Origin of the sequence: Thermogemmatispora carboxidivorans, assembly GCF_000702505.1 — a bacterium.
Classification (GTDB): domain Bacteria; phylum Chloroflexota; class Ktedonobacteria; order Ktedonobacterales; family Ktedonobacteraceae; genus Thermogemmatispora; species Thermogemmatispora carboxidivorans.
Genome location: NZ_JNIM01000001.1, coordinates 4,506,252 through 4,527,055, shown reverse-complemented (window position 1 = coordinate 4,527,055; position 20,804 = coordinate 4,506,252). Strand labels below are relative to the sequence as shown.

Annotated in this window: 13 protein-coding genes and 1 rRNA gene; 5 read left to right on the top strand and 9 right to left on the bottom strand. The window is 60.3% G+C overall.

All coding sequences use genetic code 11. From position 1 onward, the window contains the following. Positions 1-448 precede the first annotated feature (448 nt). Positions 449-1,807 carry an MFS transporter gene (locus tag N688_RS17810; protein ID WP_052890548.1) on the top strand — a complete coding sequence of 453 codons (1,359 nt, stop codon included), beginning with the start codon at positions 449-451 and terminating at the stop codon, positions 1,805-1,807. A gap of 24 nt (positions 1,808-1,831) precedes the next feature. After that, complete coding sequence (locus tag N688_RS17805) at positions 1,832-2,959, top strand: aminopeptidase (protein ID WP_052890547.1); 1,128 nt, start codon at positions 1,832-1,834, stop codon at positions 2,957-2,959. 237 nt (positions 2,960-3,196) lie between these two features. On the opposite strand, the gene greA is transcribed toward N688_RS17805, so the two are convergent. Together greA and N688_RS17795 are read right to left on the bottom strand one after the other, a co-directional pair. Continuing rightward, positions 3,197-3,718, bottom strand: coding sequence for a transcription elongation factor GreA (gene greA / locus N688_RS17800; protein WP_052890546.1), 522 nt, complete (start codon positions 3,716-3,718; stop codon positions 3,197-3,199). Between the two features lie 956 nt (positions 3,719-4,674). Next, positions 4,675-5,928, bottom strand: a complete 1,254-nt coding sequence (locus N688_RS17795; protein WP_052890545.1) for an alpha/beta fold hydrolase — start codon at positions 5,926-5,928, stop codon at positions 4,675-4,677. Positions 5,929-6,214: 286 nt separating this feature from the next. Here N688_RS17795 and N688_RS17790 point away from each other — a divergent pair, with 286 nt between their 5' ends. Both N688_RS17790 and plsY read left to right on the top strand, forming a co-directional pair. Beyond that, complete coding sequence (locus N688_RS17790) at positions 6,215-7,087, top strand: 4-phosphopantoate--beta-alanine ligase (RefSeq protein ID WP_052890544.1); 873 nt, start codon at positions 6,215-6,217, stop codon at positions 7,085-7,087. A 212-nt stretch (positions 7,088-7,299) separates the two neighbouring features. Continuing rightward, positions 7,300-8,001, top strand: coding sequence for a glycerol-3-phosphate 1-O-acyltransferase PlsY (plsY, locus tag N688_RS17785; protein ID WP_052890543.1), 702 nt, complete (start codon positions 7,300-7,302; stop codon positions 7,999-8,001). 109 nt (positions 8,002-8,110) lie between these two features. On the opposite strand, the gene pgsA is transcribed toward plsY, so the two are convergent. The 5 genes from pgsA to N688_RS17750 form a co-directional block, all read right to left on the bottom strand. Further along, positions 8,111-8,734 carry a CDP-diacylglycerol--glycerol-3-phosphate 3-phosphatidyltransferase gene (gene pgsA, locus N688_RS17780; RefSeq protein ID WP_052890542.1) on the bottom strand — a complete coding sequence of 208 codons (624 nt, stop codon included), beginning with the start codon at positions 8,732-8,734 and terminating at the stop codon, positions 8,111-8,113. 604 nt (positions 8,735-9,338) lie between these two features. Next, positions 9,339-10,406, bottom strand: a complete 1,068-nt coding sequence (locus tag N688_RS17770) for a M42 family metallopeptidase (RefSeq protein ID WP_052890540.1) — start codon at positions 10,404-10,406, stop codon at positions 9,339-9,341. Between the two features lie 208 nt (positions 10,407-10,614). Next, a complete protein-coding gene (locus N688_RS17765; protein WP_052890539.1) occupies positions 10,615-11,931 on the bottom strand; it encodes an NYN domain-containing protein in 1,317 nt (438 codons plus the stop codon). Between the two features lie 1,012 nt (positions 11,932-12,943). Next, entirely contained in the window at positions 12,944-13,243 is a 300-nt protein-coding gene (locus N688_RS17755) for a hypothetical protein (protein ID WP_052890537.1), read from the bottom strand. 256 nt (positions 13,244-13,499) lie between these two features. After that, positions 13,500-14,501: an LTA synthase family protein gene (locus N688_RS17750; RefSeq protein ID WP_052890536.1), complete on the bottom strand. Its 1,002-nt coding sequence runs from the start codon at positions 14,499-14,501 to the stop codon at positions 13,500-13,502. Positions 14,502-15,245: 744 nt separating this feature from the next. On the opposite strand from N688_RS17750, the gene N688_RS17745 reads away from it, so the two are divergent. Beyond that, positions 15,246-18,357: ribosomal RNA gene (locus tag N688_RS17745) — 23S ribosomal RNA — on the top strand. Positions 18,358-18,517: 160 nt separating this feature from the next. Here N688_RS17745 and queG read toward each other — a convergent pair. Together queG and N688_RS17735 are read right to left on the bottom strand one after the other, a co-directional pair. Then, on the bottom strand, positions 18,518-19,783 hold the full coding sequence (gene queG, locus N688_RS17740) for a tRNA epoxyqueuosine(34) reductase QueG (RefSeq protein WP_052890535.1): 1,266 nt from the start codon (positions 19,781-19,783) through the stop codon (positions 18,518-18,520). 35 nt (positions 19,784-19,818) lie between these two features. Then, on the bottom strand, positions 19,819-20,778 hold the full coding sequence (locus tag N688_RS17735; RefSeq protein ID WP_052890534.1) for an ABC transporter permease: 960 nt from the start codon (positions 20,776-20,778) through the stop codon (positions 19,819-19,821). Positions 20,779-20,804 lie beyond the last annotated feature (26 nt).

The following is a 20,804-nucleotide window of genomic DNA, read 5'->3' as shown; positions in this document are numbered from 1 at the left end:
TGCTTTGCTGCCGCTGTTCGGCTAAGAAAAGAGGCGGACAGCGGGGGCAGTTGCAGCCCTGAGCCTGAGCCTGGGATGGGACGGTCCTTCCGTCAAAGATCGGCTGCAGGCGAGTTGGCTGGCTTGTTGACTGGCTGGCAGAGTTTGTAAAGCTGGGTGGGCGGAGCGCGCGGGAAAGAGCCTGAGCCAGCATGGCTATGGGGAGATGTGGGGATGCCATTGCGCGCTGCTGCCTGACTGGGTGCCAGATTCCCAGGCTCTCGCTCTCATCTCGGAGCCGGCTCTTGGGCCAGAGTGGGCCTCGCTGCCGGTCTGCCTGCTCGTCAATTTGCTCTGCGGCCCTGTGTGGTAACAGTGGCCTGGAGCGTGGACCCATGACCTTACTTCGCCTGCACTGGATGCACTGGATGCGATTGGCAGTTACTGCGACAGAGAAAGGAAGTTCTGCATGACATTGGATTCGCAGCACCCTACTTCCCCCCAGACAGCGGCGCAGTCGGTGGGAGAGGTTCCTCCCGTGGGCCTACTGCGCAACCGTAATTTCCTCTTCTTGACTGGCGGCCAGATCATCTCCTATCTGGGAGATTTCATTTACAGTACGACCTTGCAGATCTGGGCCTATTCCCTGGTGCCCAACGCGGCTTCAGTCAGTGGCATCTGGGCGGCCCAATATCTCCCCTATGTGCTGGTGGGGCCGATTGCCGGCGTCTTTGTCGATCGCTGGAATCGCCGTCAGATCATGATCGTCTCTGATCTGTTGCGTTGCTTTATTGCCCTCTGGCCTCTGTTAGTACCGCCGGCGCTGCGCCTGCCAGCCATCTATCTGGCAGTTTTCCTGATTGGCAGCCTGGGCCGCTTCTTCTCACCGGCGCGCTCGGGGGTCATGCAAGTCATTCTTGCCGAACAAGACCAGCCGCGGGCGGCCTCGATTCTGCAGTCCAGCTTTGCCTTTGCCGTCGTTGCTGGTCCGAGTCTGGGGGCGGGCCTCTACTTTCTGGTTGGCCCCTACCTTGGGACGATACTCAATGCGCTCTCCTTTCTGGTCTCAGCCCTCTGTATTCTGGCCATGCGCGTCTCGGCTCAAGCCTTGCAGCCGGGCGCGCAGCGTCGGGCCGAGGTAGCGGCTGGCGAGGGTCGTACTGGGGCCGTGCGCGCGGTACTGACCGAGCTAGTGGACGGCTTCCGCTTTGTCCTCGGCTCACGGGTCCTTGGTGTGGTGATGCTCCTGCTGGTGATCAACTGGTTTGGGGTGGGTGCTCTCAATGCCCTGGACATTGTCTTCATCAGCCAGCGTCTCCATGTCAGCCCTGAACTCTATGGGCCGATGGCCACAGGTAGCGGCGTTGGTCTCCTTATTGGCTCCCTCATCGCGGGAGTCTTGAGCAAGAAGCTCTCGCCGCGCTCCTTACTGACTGGCAGTGTCTTTCTGACGGGGCTGGGGATTGTCGTCTTTGGCTTTCAGGTCTGGTTCCCCCTGGCCTTGTTCTTCTACTGCCTCACGGGGCTGCTCCAGGGTGGCATCGAAGTCGGCTACATGGCGCTGGTCCTCATCAGCTCGCCGCGGACGCTCATCGGGCGTGTTGAGGCTGTCATCCAGACCAGCATGTTTATTGCCAGTGTGCTCTCGATTGCCATTGGGGGCTATCTTGCTCAATTCATTCCGGTGTATATTCTGTTTATTGTGGGAGGGTGGCTGACGGTGCTAGCCGGTCTCATCGGCTGGTTTGGCTTGCCAGCCAGAATCGAGCCTGTCGCTGCGTCGCCGACCTCGACAGAGGCAGGTCCCGAGCAGCCGGCGCAGGCCTAATGTTGAAGGAGGCAAAGGAAGATAATGTCTGACCCACGTGTGGAGCGCATGGCGCGCGTTCTCGTCCACCATTCCCTGGAATTGCGCCGGGGAGATCGTCTGGCGATCCTCGCCACTCCCCTGGCGGCGCCCCTCATTCGCGAAGTTGTGCGGGAAGCGGTGCGCGCCGGCGCCCATGTGTCACCTCTCTTGCAGCTGCCGGGTCTTGCTGAAATCATCCTCAAAGAGGCCAGCGAAGAGCAGTTGACCTTTGTGTCGCCGGTGCAGCGTTTGCTCTGGGGGGAGTATGAAGCCCTCCTCGATATCGAGGCGGAGGAAAACACCGCCGAGCTGAGTGGCGTCGATCCGGCTCGTCTGGCGCTCGCACAGCAAGCTAGCAGAGAACTGCGTGAGATCCTGATGAAGCGCACCCAACCTGATCGGCGCTATGATCCGCAGTCGCTGCGTTGGGCAGCGACCATGTTCCCGACGCCCGCCTATGCTCAGAACACAGGCATGTCCCTGAGCGATTTCGAGGATTTCCTCTACAGTGCCTGCTTTCTGGATGATGAGGACCCGGTGGCGCGCTGGGCGGAGCTGCACCAACAGCAAGAGCGCCTGGTGGAGTGGCTCAGCGCGCGTGAGGAAGCCAGCGTTGAGCTGCGTGGGCCGGACGTCGAGCTGACCCTCTCCTATAAGGGACGACGCTTTGTCAGCGACGATGGCCGCTACAATCTGCCCGGCGGGGAGATCTTCACCAGTCCGCTAGAGACCTCGGCCAACGGTTGGATTCGCTTCCGTTTTCCCTGCAGCGCGCAGGGAGTGTCGGTCGAAGATGTGCGCCTCCGCCTGGAAAACGGTGTCGTGGTTGAGGCCCAGGCGGCCCACGGCCAGCCGTATCTGGATCGCATGCTGGCCATCGATGAGGGGGCGCGCCGACTGGGAGAATTCGCCATTGGCAATAACTACCGCGTGCAGCGCATTACCAAGCATCCGCTCTTTGATGAGAAGTTTGGGGGGACCATCCACCTGGCGTTGGGGGCCTCCTATCCCGAGACGGGCGGCAGCAATCAGTCGGCTATCCACTGGGACCTGGTATGTGACATGCGCCAGGAGAGTGAGATTCGTGTCGATGGCCTGCTCTTCTACAAGGATGGCCAGTTTGTGATCTAATCGGCACGGCTGCTAGCCGGTCTGGCCAGCCTCCTTCCTGGCCTGGTCTGCTGACGCTGCGGCGAAGAGCGAGCTGGGTGTGCAAAACAGACAGGGTGGCAATCGACGCCTGCTCTCGCGTACCGGTTAACGGCGCGAGGTGGCGGAGCCACCCTGCTCTGTTCTTCGTTGTTGTCAAGAAGGGCGTGGGCCTGAGCTGTGCTGCGGCGACCAGGTCAAACTCCCGACGCCCTCGGCTTAGAGCATTGGGCGCACCGACAGAATCTTGTAGGTTGTCACGCCACCCGGTGTCGAAACGCTCACGACGTCGCCCGCCTTATGGCCGAGCAGAGCCTTACCGACTGGAGACTGGTCGGAGATCAAACCGGACTTGGGATCGGCTTCGTAGGTCTCTACAATTTTAAATGTGCGTGTTGCGCCGCTCTCTGTCTCCACCTCTACCTGCATACCGATACGTACGACCGGAGGGCCTTCGAGATCGCTGTGCATATCAGCGGTCATGATCTCGGAAGAGGCCAGCAACTTCTCCAGCTCCAGAATCTCGCCTTCTACCGCAGCCTGCTGGCGCTTGGCCTCCTCGTAGGCGCCGCTTTCACTGATGTCGCCAGCTTCCTTCGCGTCATGGATGAAGTCAGCGACCTCCTGGCGCTTGACCGTGCGCAGGTATTCCAGGCGCTCTTTTTTCTTGCGATATCCTTCAGGGGTCAGAAAGTAGACCTTGCGCTCGGGTGTTACATCGCTCTGTCCACCAATACTCATATTTAGACTCCTACTCCTCTCTGGTCTTAAGGCTCGTGATCGAAGCGTGATTCGTTCGCGGTTGCCTCTCCCAGATCCTTGCAATCGCTAGCTCTGGCTTGTTATCGTCCGGTTCGTTGGAACAGTTCTCTGCCTGGTCCCCAGGATCAGGCTGGGAGCCGCAGCGGCTCGGCGGACACCTCCGATCCGTCTGATCTGGAGGCGGCTGGCGGCCCTGTGGTCCCTGTGATGGGATGGCGCTCTGACCTGGCGGCTTGCCCCTCTCTGTGGCCAGGTGCTGGGGGCAACCCAGCGCGCTCACTCGGGGTGGAAGCCCAGGGTAGACCGGCTGCCTGCTTTCCTTGCCCTTGTTTGTTTGCTTGCTCGCCCTGGCCAGTGCTAGAAGCCACGGCGTGGGTGGCTGCCTGGGGCTGGGCATATCAGAAGGCGAATCCGCAGCCCCTCCCACCAGGCTTGGCCCGGTGGGGTGTGAAAACCGGGGAAGAGAACAGCATGCTTCTGTTGCAAGTGATCGCTGGGCCGCACTTTACGCGGGTACGGCGTGGCGATCATGATCCACTGCGCATGCATCCGTGCAGAGTTTGGGGCAAAGCTGCCACGTGGTTGTGCCGTCAGGGTCCCTCAAGAGCTGCTCAGCGCGCGGCAGGCGCTACGCCAGGTGCGCAACACATGACAGAGATTATACGGTCTCAAAAACCGGACGTCAAGTCAAATCAGGTAGCCATTTTTGCTATGGTAGAGCGCTGGCTGATCTCAGGCCCGTTCGTCCTGGCGCAGTGCACTGCAGTGCAGTGCAGTGCTGGCCGACGGGGCGCTGTGACCAGCGTCCGGTTCCTGTCTGGCTCCTTCCCGCGCTTCTGTGGCCTCCCTTCTGATGATTACAACGACGGACAAGGCTGATTCTGTTCCGGGCACTGGCCGGGGTGGCTGGCGGTCTCCTGGTCTCGGCCAGGCCATCAGCGACGGCCAATGCGATACATGCGTGCTCCGCAGCGTGCGCAGAGGCCTTGGAGCGCCGGACGTCCGTTTTTGAGCGTTGTTTCTGAGACGGAGAGCATGGGAGTTTTCTGCCGGCATCGGACGCAGTATGCTTCAAAGACAGGCTCCGGCTCGGCTAGCGACTGCTGGGGTTGTGCCACTACGGAGGCAGCTGCGGAGCCTGTCGGCTCGCTCTCGGGGTCCGGGGATGCCTCGTGAGCCTCGCCGGTGCCGGAGGTTGCCTGAGAGATCTCCTCTCCCTGGGTCGTGAGTTCTGGCCAGGCGTCCAGGCGAGCACTGATCAAGGCGGCTGTCTGCCGGTCGATCGTGCAGTCCCGGGCCTTGATCCAGAGCTGCTCGACAGCCGTCACCTGGTTCTGGAGCCCGGGCCAATCCTCTGTCTTGCTCCCGCCTGGCTCAGCGTGCACGAGCAGGACGGGGGGGCGCAAAGGGGTCGCTGGGGACCGGGTTCCATTCGCCTCCAGACGGAGACGATCAGTAAGCCAGGCTTGTACAGCGTGTTCTGCGCCGAACTGGTGAGTTGTGGCGTAGCGATAGTCCAGGTCGCTGGGTGTCTGCTCTGGCGCCGACAGCAAGCGTAGCGCGGGCCGCGTCGTGAGCAGGCAATAGGTGAGCAGTCCCAGCAGAGGGGGACGAGCCAGAAGGGCCAGCAGCCAGCGAAGCCGGGGAAAGCGTTCTTGCCAGCACCCGACCTCGTGCTCTGGCCAGAGCAGCACCAGACCGCGGCACAGTTCAGGGCTGCGCCTGGCCACTTCCAGGGCATACTGGCAGCTTGTTCCCTGGGCCACCAGTAGCGCCGGCTGCCCGACCACCTCACGCAGGAAATCGCTCAGCAACTCAACATAGAGTGGGCCGCTATAGGGGAGCGCGGGCCGGTCGGAGAGGCCGAAGCCCAGCAGGTCAGGGGCGTAGACCCGATATCGTTCCCCCAACAGGGTCACCAGCTCGCGCAACTCATAAGCGGAGGCTGCCAGCCCGGGCGCATGCCAGAGCGCCAGCGGCGGCCCCTGCTCGGGACCAACCAGCTTGTAGAAGATGTAGCCGTGCCGCCAGCGATAGAGCCGCGCCTGACCCGGCAGCGCACTCTCTAGCAGCTGCGGTGTCAGGAGACGGTGCCAGACAACGGCCAGGGCAGCCCCCAGACCCGCTAGCAGGCTGGCGAAGGCACTCAGGCGCAACAGCCATTTCAGGCGGGGCAAAGCGTTCTTCATGGGTGAGACGCAGACCTCCTCGCTGAGTAGTATAGCATGAGAGGCGAGGTGGCGCTACTTCAGGGAGCACCAGCGGGAGCCACTCGCCCACTGCCAGAGGCCGCGGCAATGGCCAGGGCCAGGTCGCGCGGGCCGGGCGCGTGCGAAGCTGGAAGGGGGCTGGCTCGCTGAGTAGTATAGCATGGTAGGTGAGTTGACGCCGCACGACGGAGCAACTACAATACGCGCACATAATGAATAATAGAGATACATTTTTATACAAATGGGCGCAGCCCAGGGAGAAAGTATGCGCGTGATTCATGAACTGTGGGAGATGACTGAGACGGCGCGTGGCTGGCTGTCTGGGGGAGCCGTAGCCCTGGTTCCGACGCAGGGCTATTTGCATCCGGGGCACCTGGCTCTCATCGAAGCGGCCAGGCGAGAATGTGAAATCTGTGTCGTCAGCCTCTTTGCCGACCCTCTCCAGTTCACTTCACCAGAAGAACTGGCTCGTCATACGCGCGAGCAAGGGGCCAGTGAACACGAGCTGCGACTGCTGGAGCGGCTGGGGGTTGATGTGGTCTTTGTGCCGCAGCGGGAGGCGATGTATCCGCCAGACTTTGCCACCTATGTCACTCCTACTGGGACCCTGGCCGAATGTCGCGAGGCCCAGCTCTATCCGCAGCGTTTGCAGGCCATCGCCACGACCACTTGCAAGCTGCTGCTGCTTGTCCGGCCAGATATCGCCTATGTCTTGCGCAACGAGGTCTATACGGTGGCCCTCCTGCGTCGCCTTGTGCGTGACCTCAATATCGACGTGAATATCTCGGTTCTGCCTGAGCAGCGAGACGCCAATGGACTGGTGTATAGCGAAAGTTACTCCCTATTAACTTCTGAAGAACGCCTTGCTGCTCGTGTTATCTATAGCTCTTTATTGACCGGTTTGGGATTGTTGCTTGCTGGTGAGCGGCGGCCAGAGGCGGTCATCCAGGCAGTGGAGCAGGTCATCAAGGCTGAGCCCCTGGCGACGCTGGACTATGTCGCGCTGTGCGATCCGGATTCACTGACGACTCTGGCTGGGTTAGGAGAGAGAGCGCTTCTCGTAGTCGCGGTCCGCATTGGAGGCATTCGTCTGCTTGACAGTCTGCTCTGGTCGCAAGATCGGCCTGCCACCGGCTAAGGTCGGCTGTGGCCTTGCGGCTGTTGTCTGCTGCCGGATGGAGGCAAGAGCCTCGAAGAGTGCCGGGAGAGGGCAGGAGAGGAGGGGTTGCTATCGAAACTGGCTGGCTGGAATCCGGCGGACATTGTGGCCTATAATAAGGGCGCGCGACGACGTGCCGCCAACAGGTGCTAGCTAGCGCCGACTTCACAGAGTCAACGAAGGAGGCTCCTATGCCGCTTACCGCTGATCAACCCATCTTTATTGCGCTCAGACTCTTGCTTGTAGCCGTCATCGGCTATCTCTGGGGCTCGTTGCCGCCAGGCTACTGGATGGGCAAGATTCTGCGCGGACGTGACTTTGATATTCGCAACTATGGCAGTCGCAAGACGGGGGCGACCAACGTCAACCGTGTCCTCGGACTGGGGCCGGCCATCATTGTCATGATTCTCGATCTCTCCAAAGGTATTTTGCCGATGCTCCTGGCTGTCTACGTACCTTTCTTTCACGTCCTGGGCTGGGGGCCTCTGCTGGCAGGTTTAGCGGCCCTCATCGGCCATCGCCATCCCGTCTTTATTGGCTTCCAGGGAGGCAGAGGGGTCCTTACTGGGGCTGGCTCATTGCTCTTTGTTGCGCCCCCTGTTTCCTTTCTTATCTTTGGCATTGGGGCAGTCTTCACCATTAGTACCATTGCCCTCTCTCGCTATGTCTCCCTGGGCTCCTTGGTAGGCTGTGTCACTGTCATGATCTGTGGCATTGTCTCTGGAGTTCTCGGCTGGCTCCCCATACCGGCCATGATCTTTATGATCGTTGCTCCCCTGCTCGTGATATTTTTCCATTCTGATAATATTGAGCGGCTTCTAGCTGGAAAAGAGCGCAAACTTGGGCAGAAGGAGGTGGTGGCCTCGCCCGGCGGGGCGGCATCCTCCCGCTGAGCTGGCGAGGGAGTTGGCGAGCGACGCCGAAGAGTGGCGCCTGGGCTGAGCCTCTGGCCGCGATCCCGCTGGCTCTTGCTATCGGTGGCGGTGAAGGGAAAGTTCCGACCTAGGCGCGCAGGTGGTCCTCTTTGCCCTGCAGGAGTGGCAAGGCGCGCAGCACGTACTCCACCCCTGACATGATGGTCCAGAAGGTGGCCAGCAAGAGAGCGATATCTGCCGACAGATGGAGCAAGCTACTCAAGCTCCAGGCTGAGGGAGAGGACGTCAGGAGGGGAGTGGGGAAGAGCGCCAGCTGAGGGTCGCCAAGTCCGTGGGCCAGGAGGATACCGCCGATGGCGAGCAAGGTGATAAAAGTTTTTTGCTTGCCCCAGCGTCCTGCGGCGATCACGGTCCCCCGGGCCGCGGCCATTGAGCGCAGGCCAGTGACCAGGAATTCGCGGGCCACAATGATCACAACGATCCAGGCTGGTACCAGGCTGATCTGCACCAGGGCGATCAGGATGCTAGAGACAAAGACCTTATCCGCCGTCAGGTCGAGGAAAACGCCTAGCGATGAGACCAGATGATAGCGGCGTGCCAGATAACCGTCGAGCAGATCGGTGATAGATGCCAGCACGAAGAAAAGGGTGGCCACCAAAAAAGCCCAGTGCTGGTTGATCAGTACCAGAATAAAAATGAGCAGGGTGCTGGCGATCCGGCTGAGGCTCAGTAGATTGGGAACATGCTGCATAATCCAGCGGTCTCCTTACGGCGTTGGGTACTCACATTATAAGCAAAGTGCTAACGCTTGGGTAGGGCACCGCTCATGAATGCCGCTACCTCCAGGCCGGCTGCCGGCGCTGGCATCGCCGTAGTCCTGATGCGGGCTCCTGTTCGGGGCGTGAGCAACGCCGGCGTGGGCCAGTTTGTCTGGCCCCTGGCTTCCATCCTCTGCCTTCCTTCCTGTGTGCCCCGCTGCCGGTTTCCATCTGGCCACTCTATCCAGGCTGGAGGAGGCGAGCGCCTGCGCGGGGGCCGCTGGACGAGCGAGCAGCATGGGCAGGCCCGGCTCGGCGCGAGTCAGTTCATGCGGGCAGAACAGCTTGACGGGGAGGGAGAGAGGAAATAGTGGACGCACCCCATTCAGCTGAGCACCTCTCGGCTACTGAGCGCACCGAAGAGAGCCGCAGCCGGGCTGGCTCCTGCCGGTCAACTAGCCCACAGACCAGGTAGCTGGCCGAGGAAACCCTGACCATCCTGTGTTTCTTCCCTGGCCAACGAAGCTGGCTGACGAGCGTCCTTCACTCTGTCAGCCAGCTTGGCAGAGAGTCGGACTGGATAGCATATCAGGAACGTTAGGGAATCAGATTTGTCTGGGCGCTCAAGGCCAGGGTAAAGCGAGTCAGCAGGGCTGCCGTTGCCTTAACATCCTCCAACGAAACGATTTCAGAGCCTGTATGGAGATAGCGGCAAGGAATATTGACCAGGCCAGTTGCTACCCCGCTGCGGCTCACCTGGAGCAGGTCCACATCGCTGGACGTTCGTCCTGGGGTAGGATCAAGCTGGTAGGGTAGTCCGGCTTCACGAGCCGCCTGCAGCAGCAGCTCGTAGACGTGTGGATTCACGTGCGCTCCGATCGTCAGCGCCGGGCCGGCCCCAACCCGGATATCGCCGATCTCCTGCTTAGAGGTCTGGGGATGGTCGGCTGTGGGCATCACATCGACAGCAATGGCTACCTCTGGTTGCACCTCGAAGGCGCTGGTACGTACGCCACGAGAACCGATCTCCTCCTGCACGGCTGAGACCACGTAGAGGGCGGCCTGCAACTGCTCGCGCTGCTCAGAGACCTGCCGCAGCGTTTCCAGTACCGCATAGAGGCCGGCCTTATCATCCAGGCCGCGAGCCGTCACCAGCGAGCCACGCAGAGGCTGCAGCCGGGCCGCGCGGGTGACCACCGTCCCTGGAGGAGCGATTTCTTCGGCTTCCTTCTTACTGTTCGCCCCGATATCGATCCAGAGCTGTTTCAGAGCGAGGGCTTTGCCGCGCTCCTCGTCGCCCTGAAGATGAATCGGCTTCACTCCAATCACACCGGGTATGGGGCCTGAAGCTGTATGAAGCAGCACCCGTTCGCCGGGGAGAGTAGCCGGATCGAACCCCCCAATGGGCGCGAAATACAGGAAGCCCTGCTCATCGATATAACGCACCATCAGGCCCAGCTCATCGCAGTGGGCCGTCAGCATCAGGCGAGGGTGCCCCTCGGGATGCAGGGCGGCGATCACATTCCCATGCACGTCTGTTGTCACCCTGTCGGCGTAGCGAGCGCACTCGCGGCGCACCACCTCCTGAACAGGTTGCTCGAAACCCGAGGGGCTTGGACGTTCAATCAGCTCTTCGAGCAGAGAGAGATGAGACTCTTCTCCCATGAAAGTACGCTCCACAGCAAGCAAAGATCAAAGAGAACGCGGAAAAGATCACCTGCGACAGAACAGAAATGAAAGCGCCTGGCGCTTTGCAGCTACCAGGCGCCTGGACCTTGGGCGAAGTGAATAAGCCGCGCTACGGGGGCGCGGGCCAGCGACGGAGAGGGCTGTGCTCAGCAACACGGACCTCCCTGACATTTCTTTTCTGGCATCAGCGCACGAATTGCTTGAGCACCTCTTCCACCTCGGGGTGGGAGCGGTTGAGGCGAAGATCCTCGGCCCCACTTGCATCGGTCTGGACCAGCAAGATCCCTCGCTGGATGCAGGCATGGAGCAACTCGCGCGCCGATTCGCGTGTCAAACGACCGCGAAAGCGATTCTTGGGGTTCAGGGGATCGCCGATGAAATTCGCCACGCCCATAACGGTGCGCCAGGACCAGTTGCGGTCGATGTAGTCCAGGAACTGCAAGAACTGCGGGTCCAGGACATCGATCGGCGGCTGCGGGTTGACTGCCGGCATATGGGGATTAGTACCTGGGTGCACAGCAGGCATATGGCCCGTGCTGCCCGACGAGACGGCGGGGACATAGCCACTGCCGCTGTTCGTCGACGAGGCCGAGGCGACGCCGGGGACCAGAGGAACGAACTGGTTGGCGCTGCTAATCAGATCCCGGCTGACGGTTCCTGGTATCCCAACAACAATCACCGTTTTATTCAGACGCAACTTCAGGCGAGCGCAGATGCGGGTAAAATCCTTATCGCCCGTCATCAAGACAAAAGTAGAGATCGAGGGTCGGTCGAAGACCGTCTCGATGATATCCATCAGCATATTCAGATCGACGGTACTCTGGACGATCGTACTTTGCACGATCGCATTGGTGCCAGGTCCAATGGCGGGCAAGTGGCCGGTACCGCCGCTATGCTGCTGATGGGAATATCCCAGAGGACCAGACCCAGAGCCGCCATGATGGTGGGAGAGGGGGCCACTGGGAGGCTGGCCGTGGGAGTAACCAGAGGGGAAGCTCTGGCGAGGTACCTGTTGATAAGCGGTGTCCTCCTCACCGGAAGAGCGCATCTCTGTATCCTGGCGCGGCCCTTGATCCTGTTGTTGATAGCCAGACCAGCCGTTCTCCTGGTGGGACTGGACTGCGGGGAACGAACCAGTATAGCCACTATGAGTGGCACTTCCCGTAGGCCACTGGCGCTGATACGAACCTTCAGAAGCGTAGCCTGGCACTCCGAGCGCGCCTGTTGAGGGATTCCCTGGAGGATAGTGAATCGTCCCGATGCGGATGCGGTCGCGCTGCTTGGCCGGACAATCCACGCGGTCAATCATTGCTGCAGTCAGGCTGCCCTTGAACAGCTCCGGCTGACGCGACCAGTCCGCATAAGCGCGGGCCACCATGACAGTTCCATAACGGCGGGCGACGGCGATCAGCTCCTGCGGATCAGGCTCTCGCCGCTGGATATTCAGCATACTGTAGCGAATGTTCTCAAAGTCAATGAATAAAGCGATCTCTTCTGGCACAATCTTCTCCTCTCATGGGGAGAAACCGCGCAGACCAGGATTGCTGATTGTTCAGGTGCTCGGATTGCCTGCTATGCAATCCTACAACTATGAGCATATCATACTTTATTGGCGAAGTCGAGTGGTCTGCGCTTTACTTTTCAGAACTACTTATGATATAGTCTCTCATTAAGATAGCTACCGGGCTGCTTATCAGAAGGCGAAGAGCAAATACTAAGACATCGTTGGCATGCGATCACCTCGATCTGATCGACCTGCGCTGGTCGGGAATGTTCTCACTTCTGCTGGCTGCTGGTTGACCGGCTCTCTGCTAGTAGGGCCGCGAGCCAATCCAACCGAGCGGGCAGTTGCTCTTGAAGAGGCCAACCCGACGGAGTGATCGGCGGCTGGAGCGGGCAGAGCAGGCTGCTCTTCCTGATCCCGGATCACGGCGGGAGAGGCATCACCAGCGCCGCTTTCTCTCTCCTCCCTCAGCAGTATGGGAGATCTGCAAGCGATCGATCGTCTTCGCTGGCTTCTCCTTCTGCTGTTGGCCTTCGCCTGGTAAGGCGTTGCCCGAGCTGCTGGCAAGGGGCGGGCACTGACCATCAAGACGAGCAACCGGGAGAGGCCAGACGGGACAACTACCCAGGAGAGCCGGCTCGCTCATCCTACCCTACGATCGAGATCCCCTCTCGGTTGTAAGCGGCTGAGCAGCTGAGCTGATCGCGGCCTCTCTCATTATCGAGCGGCTTTCTCTCCTGGTGGAATTGACTGGTACAGGTCCAGGTGGCAGTCAGGCGATTTTTCCACCCAGGCTAGGCATCCATAGCAGAGTGTGAACGTCTCCAGCTCAGCGGGCCTTATTGTGCTATCTGCCGATCCCGACGGCCAGGCTAGCCGGAGCAGGCCTGGGTATGGGGAACTGCTGACAACGAGAGTGATCCTTGCCAGCACCGCCAGCCGGAGGGCGTCCTTGATATACAAGAACCGGGGAGACTCCCCGGTTCCTCCGGTGAACGCTATTGAGATGCTAGCGAGAAATACCAACCAACTCGCGGTCGTGTTCTGTCAAGAAGCGGCGCAACAGCCCCTCCACCTCTGCTGTTTGCGGCAGCTCTCGCCCATTCTCTTGCTCTTCCACGCGCGTTAGCAGTTCGTAGAGCCCGGGGATATCGTAACGCAGCTGGACCTGGAGCTGACCGTTGCTATTATAGCCCTCGACGAAGAGGCCATCTTCCTCCTCGCGGAGAGCGATACTTTTCACTCCGATCTGGTCCAGCACCTGGCCTACGGCGTAGAGGATACGCGCGTAGCTGAAAGTGGTCGGCATTGATCCCTCCCTAAGATAGTGGCAATATGGGAAACCTGTAGCGCACAGAATGACGGCGCTGTCACCGTATACATCAAGACAGGTCAGAAAGTTTCTCCACTGCTCTTGGTTAGTCTATCATATCGTTGCAACGGACGTCAAGGTAGTGAGCGGAGAGGCGCCCGGCTCCCTGGCTGCCTGGTAGTGAGCAAGGGAGGGGACGGGAGCCGGGCTAGCCTCCACTGGCCATGTGGTGGTCTGGGCCAGGGAGGGAGAGTTAACGGCGGCCAAGCGAGCCATTGGCGACTTCGCGTGTAGCCCAAACACCAGTATCGCTGACTGAATTTTTGTGATGGTTGGCCTGTCCTGCGGCCTGCCCGCCATTGGCGTTGAGGATCTCCAGGGCCTTCAGGCGCCAGAAGCGAGCGCTGGCGGGGCGTTTCAGGGCGAGGTACTGGGCCAGGGCTTCATCGGTGATAGAGGGGTTCGATTTCAAAACCTCAATTGTCATCTGGAGCTTGTCGGGGTTGCCATCAGCGGAGGTGGCCAACATCGCCGGATTGGTATTCTGCTCACCATTGGGACCTTCGTTGCCCACCGCTACGATCTGACCGGTGATCGGGCGTGCGAGATCCTGACTGCTTTCGTGGGTCGTCCCATTGCTGGCAGCGCTGGCAACCGGGGCCACCTCAGTTGTGCGCTCCTGGTTGACAATCGGCAGAAGGCTAGCGGGATTCAACCGCGAGCCGGTTGTCAGAGCGCGACGCAGGGTCGCCATGGGGAGTTGGACCTGTTTGGCAAGCTCGGAGAGCGCTGTCAGCTGCTGCTGCCGCGCCTTCTTTTCCTCCGCCTCCGTCTCGCTGATGGTCTCTGCCATCATGGTATAGACGATGCCCAGCAGCGGGAAGGCACTGGCCATGAAGGGGAAAATGTTGGTCAACCAGGGCGCCGCGTGCTCCGCCGCGCTCAGCATCTGCGGGCTGTGAAACTGCTTGGCATAGGCCCAGTTCACCGCCCATGAGAAACCCGTACAAATAATAATCAGAAGCCAATGCTGCCAGACCGCCTTCGGGGTCCGATAGCGCCGATAACGCTGAAAGGCCGTCCAGGACAGCAGATAAATGGTAACGTCAATGCTGATCGCTATCGCATAGCTTACACCCCACCACCAGATCCCCTCCGGACCCGATGATGGCTCAAACGATGCAAAAAAGTAAGCAACATGTGGAATAGAGGCCGCCAGGAAGACGGCGAATGCTATCCAGAAAAAATATTTCATCAAAGAGACTCCCCTTCCGCATTGATATGGTGACCCCTCGTACTATCACGTAGCAAAGCGTACGTCAGCACAAAGAAATCCGTCAATCCTCTCTGGGAGATTCTGGCTAATTTTCATCTCTTCCCCGAATGACAAAAGCTGAGGTATTGACAAAACCCCTCCCCCTATGCCATAGTATCCAGGCACCACGCTACAGCCCAGCTTCAATAAGTCGGGCTGGCGACAATCAGGGAGGTGCAGGGATCCACGAAGGAATCGTCCGCCATTCGGACGGATGCGCAACTGGCCCTTCCGCTTCCAGTGACCCAGTTGGACGATCTGGTCCCAGTACCCTCTTGACAAGCGACGCCAGGTGTGGAATACTTAAAGACGCCGCAAGCAATGCGGCCCAGCCCCACGGTCCCAGTGGTTGAGCCAGGGAACAAGATAAGTGGCCGGCTGGTAGCGGATACTCTCCCAACAGGAGATGGCTGAAGAGCCTGGTGTCCGCTAAGGTGTGCAGTCGTCCTCGCCGATCGGCTCTTTCTCCCTCCTAAAAGGAGAGGAGAGAGTACAGGTCTCGTTACGGATGACTGCGGCGTTGGCTGAAGCGCTACGCTGATGATGCACCTTGACAACTGAATCGCGTTAGTGATACTTGCTTCAATTTTGCTGAGAGCCTGAAAAGCAGACAGCATGTCTGCAGGCCGAGTGCAACGCGACAGAGCTAACAAAGAACGTTGTGCTTCGGTGTCATAGGATGGCGCACAAGCGAGAAGCGTACGCGGGGGATGCCTAGGCGCTGAAGGCCGAAGAAGGACGCGGCGAGCGGCGAAACGTTCAGGGGGAGCTGCTGGCAAGCGATGAACCCTGAGTCTCCGAATGGGGCAACCCCTCCGGCGTGATGGCCGGAGATCGGCGGTCTGACAGGACCGCACGAGGGGCAGCGGGCGAACTGAAACATCTTAGTAGCCCGACGAAGAGAAATCAACCGAGATTCCCTCAGTAGTGGCGAGCGAACGGGGAAGAGCCTAAACCGTCGCGCGACCTGGCAACAGGTCCGAGGCGGGGTTGTAGGGCCGGCGTGGGGCCAGGCCCGAGCGCTGGGATGCTGGACCCGAAGTGGCTGGAACGCCACACCAGAGGGGGTGAGAGTCCCGTAGGGGGACAGCAACCCCAGGGCTTGACGTCGGACCCTGAGTACCACAGGGCACGAGGAACCCGGTGGGAAGCAGGGGGGACCACCCTCCAAGGCTAAAGACCTTCAGCGACCGATAGCGGACAGAGTACCGTGAGGGAAAGGTGAAAAGCACCCCGAGAGGGGGATGAAAGAGTGCCTGAAACCGCGGACGCGAGCAGCAGTCAGAGACCCATGCCGTGGCAGACCGGCGAGCGGGTCCCAGGCAACTGGGGCCGGCCCGAGCAGGCGCCACGTGCGGGTTGATGGCGTGCCTTTTGTAGAATGATCCGGCGAGTGCATCGTCGTTGCCACAGGTTAACCTCCCCACAGAGGAGGGGAGCCGGAGGGAAACCGAGTCTGAACAGGGCGCAGCCACCAGCTCTCTGGTGGCAGGTAGCGGCGATGGGACCCGAAACCGTGTGAGCTACCCATGGCCAGAGTGAAGCGGATGTGACAATCCGTCGAGGCTCGCACCCACTGGTGTTGCAAAACCAGGGGAGGAGCTGTGGGTAGGGGTGAAATGCCAAGCGAACACGGAGATAGCTGGTTCTCCCCGAAATGCATGGAGGTGCAGCCCGCCGCGGCAGCGTTGGGAGGTAGAGCGCTGTGTGGGTGCGGGGCCAGGAGCTGGTTACCAAGCTCATGCAAACTGCGAATGCCCAGCGCGAGTAGCGGGGCGGCGGAGTGAGTCTGGCGGGGATAACCTTGTCAGACGAGAGGGAAACAACCCAGACCACCGGCTAAGGTCTCCAAGGGGCTGCTGAGTGGCAAAGGAGGTCAGCTGGCCCAGACAGCCAGGATGTTGGCTTAGAAGCAGCCATCATTGAAAGAGTGCGTAATAGCTCACTGGTCGAGCGAGCTGGCGCCGAGAACACCAGGAGGCTGAAGCAGCCGACCGAAGCCGTGGAGCCTCTCGCAAGAGATGAGAGGCTGGTAGGGGAGCGTTCCGTCAGCCGAGAAGCCGGACCGCAAGGACCGGTGGAGCGGACGGAAGTGCGAATGCCGGAATGAGTAGCGCCAAGGAGGGTGAGAATCCCTCCCACCGAAAGCCTCAGGGTTCCTGGGCACCGTTGATCGACCCAGGGTTAGGCGGGCCCTAAGCCGAGGACGGTAGGTCGTAGGCGATGGAGAGCAGGTGGACAATCCTGCCCCAGAGGACGTCGTCAGGAGCGAAGGGGGGACGCGGTAGGGAAGGTGAACCCATCGAGTGGACAGGATGGGCTGCCTGGTGGAAGCGAGGCATCGAGGAAAAGCCCGATGCCACCAGACGTGACCCCAGGCACGAGCCTCCGCGAGGAGGCGACAAGTCATCGACCCCCAGGCCGCCAAGAAAAGCCTCTAGCCAGACGTACCTCTGCCCGTACCGCAACCCGACACCGGTAGGCAGGGGGGCAATCTCCCCAGGTGAACGAGTGAGCCTCTGTCAAGGAACTCGGCAACTTGGCCCCGTACCTTCGGAAGAAGGGGCGCCTTCGTAGCTGGCGCTGACCGGAGGGGTGCTCGCAAGGGCATCCGAAGCAGGTCAGGGTTGGTGAGGAGGCCGCAGGAATAGGCCCAGGCGACTGTTTACCAAAAACACAGGTCCCTGCGAACGCGGAAGCGGAGATATAGGGGCTGACTCCTGCCCAGTGCCGGAAGGTGAAGCTGGCGGGTGCACGAAGCTCGCCAGGGAAGCCCCGGTGAACGGCGGCCGTAACTCTAACGGTCCTAAGGTAGCGAAATTCCTTGTCGGGTAAGTTCCGACCCGCACGAAAGGAGGAACGACCTGGGCGCTGTCTCGACAGAGGGCTCGGCGAAATTGCAGTACCCGTGAAGATGCGGGTTACCCACGACAGGACAAAAAGACCCCGTGGAGCTTGACTCTAGCCTGGCCTGGTGCCGAGGGCACACCTGCGGAGGATAGGTGGGAGCCGAAGAAGCCGCCCTCGTGGGGGCGGTGGAGGCGCCGGTGAAATACCACTCTGGTGTGTTGTCGGGACTCATGCTGAGGCGGTAGAACCCGCCAGCAGACAGGGCTAGGTGGGGAGTTTGACTGGGGCGGTCGCCTCCTAAAGGGTAACGGAGGCGCCCAAAGGTTCCCTCAAGGTGGATGGACATCACCTGAGGCGTGTACAGGCAAAAGGGAGCTTGACTGCGAGGCCAACAAGCCGAGCAGGGACGAAAGTCGGGCTGAGTGATCCCACATGTCCGAGTGGAAGGCGTGTGGCGCAACGGACAAAAGCTACCCCGGGGATAACAGGCTGATCCTGCCCAAGAGTTCCCATCGACGGCAGGGTTTGGCACCTCGATGTCGGCTCGGCGCATCCTGGGGCTGGAGTAGGTCCCAAGGGTTGGGCTGTTCGCCCATGAAAGCGCCACGTGAGCTGGGTTCAGAACGTCGTGAGACAGTTCGGTCTCTATCCGTCGTGGGCGAAAGGAAGCGTGAGGGGAGTCCGCTCTAGTACGAGAGGACCGAGAGGGCTTGACCGCTGGTGAGCCGGTTGGCCTGCCCAGGCCAGAGCCGGGTAGCTACGTCAGGCGAGGAGAAGCGCTGAAAGCATCTAAGCGCGAAGCCGACCCCAAGAGCCGCTTCCCCCTCCAGGCTGGACCCCCAGCCGGAGATAAGGTCCCAGGCAGATCACCTGGTCGATAGACCGGAGGTGGACACCTGGTAACAGGTGCAGCTGACCGGCCCTAATGACCGAACGGCTTGTGCCTTCCTATCCACTGCATGGCACTACGTTCTCAGTCGGATGTCGCTGACCGGCGTGTGGCTGCTGTCTGCTCTCTCTCAGCAAAATTGAGGCAAGTGTCTCGCGATCAGTTGTCTCTCATTTCCCAACTCGTGGGGTTTTCTCTCTGCGACGAAAAGGCGTTATTAACGCCTTTTTTTATTGCTTATCATGGTCAGCGCCTGGAGGATCTCTTGACGAACCTCTGGGTCGTCTTCCTGTTCAAATCGTGCTGTAAGGGCCTGCTCTGCCTCTTCTCCCCCGAGACATCCCAGCGCCCAGGCCGCATGCCCGCGCACAAGGGCCTCTGCGTCGCTGAGAGCTTGAATGAGAGCCGGTATTGCCCGCTGATCGCCAAGGTTTCCCAGAGCCACACAGACGTTGCGCAGCAAGCCACGTCGTTTGGCCCGCCAGATAGGTGTGTGGCGAAAACGGGCGCGGAACTCTTCTTCGCTAAGGGCGAGCAGCGGGATTAGCTCGGGTGCCCCGCCGACCGAGGGCCGAGGACGAAACTCATCGCGTCTTCTCAGCCAGATCTGCGGTCGCTGCTTCGATCGTGTCACTTCTGCCTCTGCCCTTCGCTCTTCAGCCTGCCCTCCCATTTGTCCGACCTGGCGCAGGCCGAGCCGCTTCTCCACGACGTGATTGACGGGACAGACCTCCTGACAGATATCGCAGCCGAAGATGAGGTTCCCCATGAGGGGACGCAGCTCGAGCGGGATGCTGCCGCGTAGCTCGATGGTGAGATAGGAGATGCAACGCCGGTTGTCGAGCACATAGGGAGCAGGTAGCGCCCCCGTAGGACAGGCATGCAGACAGCGTTCGCACTTACCACAGTTGGCTTGCAGTGGCTCGTCTGCTGGGAGCGGCAGATTGGTCACAATCTCAGCGAGAAAGACCCAGGAGCCCCAGCCACGTGTCAGAATGGTCGTGTTTTTACCGTACCAGCCGATGCCCGCTCGCTGAGCAACGGCGCGGTCAACCATACGCCCGGTGTCGACGAAGAGCCGCGCTTCTAGCTCTTGCCCACCCTCGCGACGTGCATATTCTCGCAGCCAGTCGGCAAATTGCTTCAGCTTGGGCTTGATGATCTCGTGATAGTCTGCGCCCCAGGCGTAGCGCGAGATGCGGCCTCGCGGCTGGTCATCCCGCGGCTCCTCCGGCTCTTCGCTTAGATAACACATGGCTAAGGCAATGATCGAACGGGCCTCCGGCAGGAGGGCGTCGGGATGGCAGGAGACTTCTGCTCGCTCACTGGTGAACCAGGGCAGGCCATTCATGAGACCCGCGGCAATGCGCTCCTTGATGATTCGCTCGGTCTCAGGGAACGCTTCGGCCCCTGTGATACGAACGAGGTCAAAGCCCAATTCATAGCCGTATGCCTTGATCGGGGCGGCGTCGAGCATGTTCATGGCCGGGTCTCGATTTCGTTTCTGTCACAATCAGTTCAGTTGGTGATGTCTCGCCGATGGTTTAACCAGCCTGCAATGCCCAGCAGGAGCACGATGTAGGCGAGCAGCACTGCAAGAGCTTCCGCGTCGGGAAGTGTAGAGATGCTACTGCTCCCAAAGATATAATATCCCTGATGGGCCATCAAGGTAGCCAGATTATTGCCGATCAAATAGTCTGGAAGGGCGCGCAGGAAGGTGCTGACCGGCCCTTGCACCAGCTCACTGCTCAGCTGGCAGACTTGCCCAATGATAGGCTCCAGCAGGTACCAGACGATGCCTCCCCCAATGCCTGCCGCACTGGAGCGGCCCAGGATACCGAAGAAAAGAGCAATAACGGCAAAGATGAACCAGTTGACGATGGCCAGGAGTAGAAAAAGGAAGGTGTGGAGCAGCCAGCTTGTTGTGAGAAAAGAACCTGAGTCAGGCACTTGCCGGAGAAGACTGAGCAGGTAGCCGATCACCAGGCCACTGATGCTCAGGCCGCTAATACCCAGAATGCAGCAGATGAGCATGGCCCCCACCTTGGCCAGGAGAAACTGCGTGCGTGTAGGCCCCCGGGTAAAGAGCAGGCGAATCGTTCCCTGGGTGTACTCGCCTCCGGCTGCGCTCCCTGCAAGAATAATGATCAGAATAGTAAAAGGTGTAAGAGCTGTTTGGACAGCAATATTGATAGAGGTAGGAGGCAGAAGCAGCCTGACTACCTGGCCGCTATCGTCCCCTGTCGAGAAGAGGAAGAGGGCAAAGAAAACCAAAAAGGTGGTGAACAGGGCAATCAGGGCTGAGATCCGTGTAAGCGGACGTCGGCGGAGCTTGTAGAGTTCCATCGCGATCAGGCGCAGCAGGACGCTCAGGTAGTCGCGTCGGCCCAGGAGAACCGAGGGTCTGACAAAGTCGTAGCCTGGCTGCTGACACTCTCTCGCCGGCGTAGAAGAAGGATGGGTTTCTGTGGGATGCATAGACTCTGCTTCTCCTTGCTCCTTTC

Coding starts and splice junctions, on each gene's coding strand:
- N688_RS17735 (WP_052890534.1), bottom strand. CDS start 20,778: ATGCATCCCACAGAAACCCATCCTTCTTCTACGCCGGCGAGAGAGTGT.
- N688_RS17750 (WP_052890536.1), bottom strand. CDS start 14,501: ATGAAATATTTTTTCTGGATAGCATTCGCCGTCTTCCTGGCGGCCTCT.
- N688_RS17755 (WP_052890537.1), bottom strand. CDS start 13,243: ATGCCGACCACTTTCAGCTACGCGCGTATCCTCTACGCCGTAGGCCAG.
- N688_RS17770 (WP_052890540.1), bottom strand. CDS start 10,406: ATGGGAGAAGAGTCTCATCTCTCTCTGCTCGAAGAGCTGATTGAACGT.
- queG (WP_052890535.1), bottom strand. CDS start 19,783: ATGAACATGCTCGACGCCGCCCCGATCAAGGCATACGGCTATGAATTG.
- N688_RS17790 (WP_052890544.1), top strand. CDS start 6,215: ATGCGCGTGATTCATGAACTGTGGGAGATGACTGAGACGGCGCGTGGC.
- N688_RS17795 (WP_052890545.1), bottom strand. CDS start 5,928: ATGAAGAACGCTTTGCCCCGCCTGAAATGGCTGTTGCGCCTGAGTGCC.
- plsY (WP_052890543.1), top strand. CDS start 7,300: ATGCCGCTTACCGCTGATCAACCCATCTTTATTGCGCTCAGACTCTTG.
- greA (WP_052890546.1), bottom strand. CDS start 3,718: ATGAGTATTGGTGGACAGAGCGATGTAACACCCGAGCGCAAGGTCTAC.
- N688_RS17805 (WP_052890547.1), top strand. CDS start 1,832: ATGTCTGACCCACGTGTGGAGCGCATGGCGCGCGTTCTCGTCCACCAT.
- N688_RS17810 (WP_052890548.1), top strand. CDS start 449: ATGACATTGGATTCGCAGCACCCTACTTCCCCCCAGACAGCGGCGCAG.
- pgsA (WP_052890542.1), bottom strand. CDS start 8,734: ATGCAGCATGTTCCCAATCTACTGAGCCTCAGCCGGATCGCCAGCACC.